Source organism: Fulvivirga lutimaris (assembly GCF_009711525.1).
GTDB classification, from domain to species: domain Bacteria; phylum Bacteroidota; class Bacteroidia; order Cytophagales; family Cyclobacteriaceae; genus Fulvivirga; species Fulvivirga lutimaris.
This window is the reverse complement of the sequence record NZ_SMLV01000196.1, coordinates 1-4,803: the sequence shown is the minus strand read 5'-3', so window position 1 is coordinate 4,803 and position 4,803 is coordinate 1. Positions and strand designations below refer to the sequence as shown.

Sequence of the window (4,803 nt, the reverse complement as noted above, 5' to 3'; positions counted from 1 at the left end):
CTCTTCAATAATATAATTCAGATTATCCTTCAGAATTAATGATCGATTGAAAGTAGGAATGAGGATATCTAACAATTCCATTGCACTAACTTTATTCAATTTCATGTGTTGAAGATATGGCTTTGATCAATTTTGAATTATCACCCCAAAACTCCAGTGGCTCAAGCGTATTATAAGAAAAGAATCCAAGGTTTAACATAATCTCACTTTGCGGATGATTTTTATATAGGTAATTTTTTATAAAATTTTCAAGTGTTACCGGGTTGTTTGAGCAACAATTAAAAACACCATTTACATTTGTTTTTACAGCCAATTCAACAATCATTTTAGCCAAATCTTCTACGCGAATATAATCTCTAACCTGTTGACCCGGAGACATATTAAAATACTGATTTTTTTCAGCAATTGCTTTCTCCAATTGTGGAATTATTGAAAATTCGGATTGTCCTTCTCCATACACATAGAATATTCTCAGCCATTTAACTTGTGCTTTCAACTCATTAAAAATATATTTTCTTAATTCATCTTTGGCACTCCCATAAGCCGTGACTGGTCTGGGTTTTAAATCTTCTGTTAATTTACCCTCTTGCAAACCATATTCAAAACAAGTTCCAGCAATTGTGATGTTCTTGGATGAATCTAAGGCCTGATCAACAAACCTCTTCTGAGCTGAAAGCACTTCATCAAGGTGTATAACGTCATTGTATTTATGTATTAGCGGCCAGGACAAATGAATAATTACATCATAAGGTTTTGCAAAAGTAATATCATGACCTTCATCCCATATATCATGGTGAACTGGTACTACATTTTTTACTCCTTGCATGTCAAAGCCAGCAGGCCGTCTACATCCTGCATATATAACAGATTGCGGAAAGGAAGAAGAAAAAGCGCTTACAACATGCCTTCCAATAAATCCAGTTGCACCTGTAATTAGAACATTCATTAAATCTGCTTATATAATTGTTAACTCTGGAATCGCCATTACAAAATGACCTCCCCAATCCTTGATGTAACTTAAATCTTTGACAATTTCATGCTTTAAATTCCAGGGTAAAATGACAATATAATCTGGTTTCTTCGATTTTATTTTTTCCAGACTTTCAATTGGAATATGACTCCCAGGCATTAACATGCCTTGTTTATGAACATTAGCATCGCAGCAAAAATCGATTAAATCATTCTTAATTCCACAATAATTTAGAAATGTATTTCCTTTGGCAGCAGCCCCATAGGCTATGACTTCCTTTCCCTCAGATTTAGCATTTATTAGAAATTGAAGAAATTGAAGCTTAATGGCCATCGCCTTTTTTTCAAGTCCGTGATAATAATCCAGCTTATTTATTCCTAACCCTATTTCTTCATTAAGAAGACTTTTAACATCGGAAGTAACTGGATGGCTTCCATCTTTATAATTTCTAACAAATACACGAAGCGATCCGCCATGTGTTTTAAGCTTTTCTACATCAAAAATTTCTAGTCCATGTTTTTCAAAGATCTTAGAAACAGAATAAAGCGACAGATAGGAAAAATGTTCATGATAAATTGTATCAAATTGGTTGTTTGCAACAAGTTCAACTAAATGAGGAAATTCAAAAGTGCAAATTCCATTATCAGATAAACTTTCTTTAACTCCACTCACAAAATCGTTGATATTAGGAACATGAGCCAGCACGTTATTACCAATAATCAAATCTGCCTTTTTCTCATTGAATTTCTCTTTAGCCAATTCAATTCCAAAAAAATCAATTATAGTATCAATTCCCTTAGCGACTGCCACTTCAGCCGTGCTTCTAGCAGGCTCGATGCCACAGACATTAACATCATAGTCCTTGAAATACTGCAAGAGATAGCCATCATTTGATGCAATCTCCACAATTAGTGCGTCACTTCTGAACTTAAATCTCTTCATCATCATTTCTACATACTCTTTCGAGTGCGTTAACCACGATTTTGAAAATGAAGAAAAATATGGATAGTCATTTGTAAATAAGTCTGAGGAAGACTGATAATCCTGAGTTTGAACCAAAAAGCAATTTTCGCAAACCTTTACTATCAGTGGAAAGGTTGTTTCTGGAAGGCTTAACTTCTCTTTAGCAAGAAATGCATTTGACACCGGGCTATGTTGCAAATCAATAAATGTATAATTTAATGGATGATCACAAAATCGGCATTCGTTCATTTCAATAATATTTTAAGCTTAAAATTAATTACAATCTTCTAAGATATTCTGAAAATTGCTTTTTGGTGTAATCGAGGCTAGAAGAATTATTATTTGCATAATTACTGTACCAGTCTATAGTCCATTTTATAGATTCTTCCACTGACAATTTAGGTTCCCATTGAAGGCCTTTATTTGCCTTTCTGCTATCTAGGCTTAAGTATTTTGCTTCCTTTTTAGCATTTTGACTTTCTGATATTTCAATACCGCCACTGCCCCAACAATCAACGGCAAGTTTTGACATATCAGAAACTGTAAATACATCATTGGATAGAGGCCCAAAATTATATGCTCCTTGAAAATGCTCGTTGCCCGTATTGAGCATAACGGCCAACCTGAGATAACCATACAAAGGATCAAGAACATGCTGCCAAGGGCGCACTGAATTTGGATTTCTTAGTTTTATCGGGTCTCCGTCTATTAATGCCCTGGCTATATCTGGTAGTAATCTATTCTCGGACCAATCTCCGCCACCAATCACGTTACCCGCTCTAGCCGTAGCTATGTACTGATTACTATTTTTAAAAAAACTACCTCTAATTGAACTTGTGATTATTTCAGCACATGCCTTACTAGCACTGTACGGATCGTGACCACCAAGCGGATCATTTTCAGAAAATGTATGATTCTGTTCTTCATTTTCGTATACTTTGTCAGTTGTCACGATTACAATGGAACACTCATTTTTTAATTTTGATAATGACATTAGCAGGTTAGCCGTCCCAATTCCATTGACCTCAAAAGTATAGTTTGGTTGTGAATAGGATTTTAAAACTAAGGATTGTGCAGCCAAATGGAATACATAATGTGGTTGGTAATCCAAAATAGTTTCATTCAACTTATCTTTATCTAGAATATCACCATAAACTGACTCACACAACAAATGTCCTTCTATCTGATCAAAAAGACCATTTTTTTCTGGCGGTAAAGAATAACCACGAACCTTTGAGCCCAGCTCGGTTAAGATTGTAAGTAACCAGCTACCCTTAAAACCAGTATGACCAGTCACCAGAATCCTCTTATCCTTAAAAGCACTTCTTATGTCCAAACTTTCCATGGCCTATTCTGAATCCATAATTGCTCCAATTCATTTTTATCCCTTAGTGTATCCATGCATTTCCAAAAGCCAGTATGCTTAAATGCTACTAACTCCTCAGCTTTTTGCAAATCTTTCATGGGTTGTTGTTCCCATGCAATGTTAGTCATGTCTCCATCTAGATACTTAAATATTTTATAATTCAGAACAAAAAAACCTCCATTTATCCACTCACTTCTATCTTGGGGTTTCTCTACAAAACTTATTATACCTCCTTCATCATCTGTAACTATCGAGCCGAATCTTCCTGGTGGTTGAACCGCAGTGACAGTAGCCATTTTACCATGGTTTTTATGAAAATTAACCAACTCATTCAAATTAATATCAGAAACCCCATCTCCATAAGTAAGCATAAAGTCCTCTTGCCCAAGATAATCCTTTATCAATTTTAATCTTCCAGCCGTTTGAGTAAAATGTCCCGTTTCTACCAATGTGACTTTTATATTCTCCTTTGAACTTTTGTGAATCTCTATTTCCTGAGTCCCCAGATTTACAGTTACATCTGCATTGTGTAGAAAGTAATTAACAAAATACTCCTTTATAACATATCCCTTATAACCCAAGCAGACAATGAATTCATTGAATCCGTAATTCTGGTATATCTTCATAATATGCCATAAAATAGGTTTACCCCCTATTTCAATCATAGGTTTTGGTTTAAGATGTGATTCTTCGGATATCCTAGAACCAAGTCCTCCAGCAAATATTACAGTCTTCATTGCTCTGGTTTTAATAAAAGACAAATCATTTTTTTAAAATCAATTATTTCCATCTTATATGGAAAATAAAATATAAGCACAAACAGAGCGAAGAAAGCAAATCCTTGAAGAAAAAATGCCTCTATCAAGGAAAAGGAATCAAATAACTCTAACCCGTTTAATAATACACAACTTGCCAAAGTTAAAATAAATGGAAGTATAATGCTTTTGAATAAATAATTTAAGTCCCAAACAAATAAATCTTGGCTAAACATTAGCGTTATTGCCAAATCTATAAATCTATAACAAATCCAAGCATATAAAAACCCCTCTATACCCCAATAAAAACCTATAGGATACGCTAAGATCAGTATTAGTTTTCTATAAAGTTCGAGTTTTAAACTGCGAGAAACATTTCCACCTGCCTCTAAAGCAGAATTAATCAATGCACAGATAGGATAAGTAAAAGTTGCGACAATAAGTATTTTAAAATATAGTACTGATGGAAGCCATTGATCAGAAAATAACAAAATAATAATTTCTTCAGCTGTCACAAATAGCCCGCCACTAATCAATAATGAAAAAATAACAGCAATACGTACATATTTTTTTAAAACAGAATTGAATTCAGCAGGTTTATGTTGTAATCTACTTAGTGCTGACAGTAGCACACTCCGCAAACTTTGAGAGCTATAATTCTTTACTATTTGCTCTAAAGATTGAGCTCTTGTATAATATCCAAGGGCTGCAGGACTAAATAATTTCCCAATTATTAGAATGTCTAATCG

Annotated in this window: 5 protein-coding genes; all 5 read right to left on the bottom strand. The window is 34.2% G+C overall.

Annotated features, from left to right (window positions below; genetic code table 11):
* Positions 1–91: 91 nt before the first annotated feature.
* The gene (locus E1140_RS01905; RefSeq protein WP_155178464.1) at positions 92–946 is read right to left on the bottom strand and encodes an NAD-dependent epimerase/dehydratase family protein; all 855 of its coding nucleotides are present in this window, start codon (positions 944–946) and stop codon (positions 92–94) included.
* A gap of 9 nt (positions 947–955) precedes the next feature.
* Positions 956–2,182 carry a class I SAM-dependent methyltransferase gene (locus tag E1140_RS01900; RefSeq protein ID WP_155178462.1) on the bottom strand — a complete coding sequence of 409 codons (1,227 nt, stop codon included), beginning with the start codon at positions 2,180–2,182 and terminating at the stop codon, positions 956–958.
* 28 nt (positions 2,183–2,210) lie between these two features.
* Positions 2,211–3,278: a CDP-glucose 4,6-dehydratase gene (gene rfbG / locus E1140_RS01895; protein ID WP_155178460.1), complete on the bottom strand. Its 1,068-nt coding sequence runs from the start codon at positions 3,276–3,278 to the stop codon at positions 2,211–2,213.
* A complete protein-coding gene (gene rfbF, locus E1140_RS01890; protein ID WP_155178458.1) occupies positions 3,260–4,036 on the bottom strand; it encodes a glucose-1-phosphate cytidylyltransferase in 777 nt (258 codons plus the stop codon). The genes rfbG and rfbF overlap by 19 nt, the downstream gene beginning before the upstream one ends.
* The coding region (locus tag E1140_RS01885) for an oligosaccharide flippase family protein (protein ID WP_155178456.1) at positions 4,033–4,803 on the bottom strand (771 nt) is incomplete at its 5' end. The genes rfbF and E1140_RS01885, both read right to left, overlap by 4 nt.

Bases quoted from the DNA above. Each gene is read 5' to 3' on its own strand.
- E1140_RS01905 (WP_155178464.1), bottom strand. From the start codon at position 946: ATGAATGTTCTAATTACAGGTGCAACTGGATTTATTGGAAGGCATGTT.
- E1140_RS01900 (WP_155178462.1), bottom strand. From the start codon at position 2,182: ATGAACGAATGCCGATTTTGTGATCATCCATTAAATTATACATTTATT.
- rfbG (WP_155178460.1), bottom strand. From the start codon at position 3,278: ATGGAAAGTTTGGACATAAGAAGTGCTTTTAAGGATAAGAGGATTCTG.
- rfbF (WP_155178458.1), bottom strand. From the start codon at position 4,036: ATGAAGACTGTAATATTTGCTGGAGGACTTGGTTCTAGGATATCCGAA.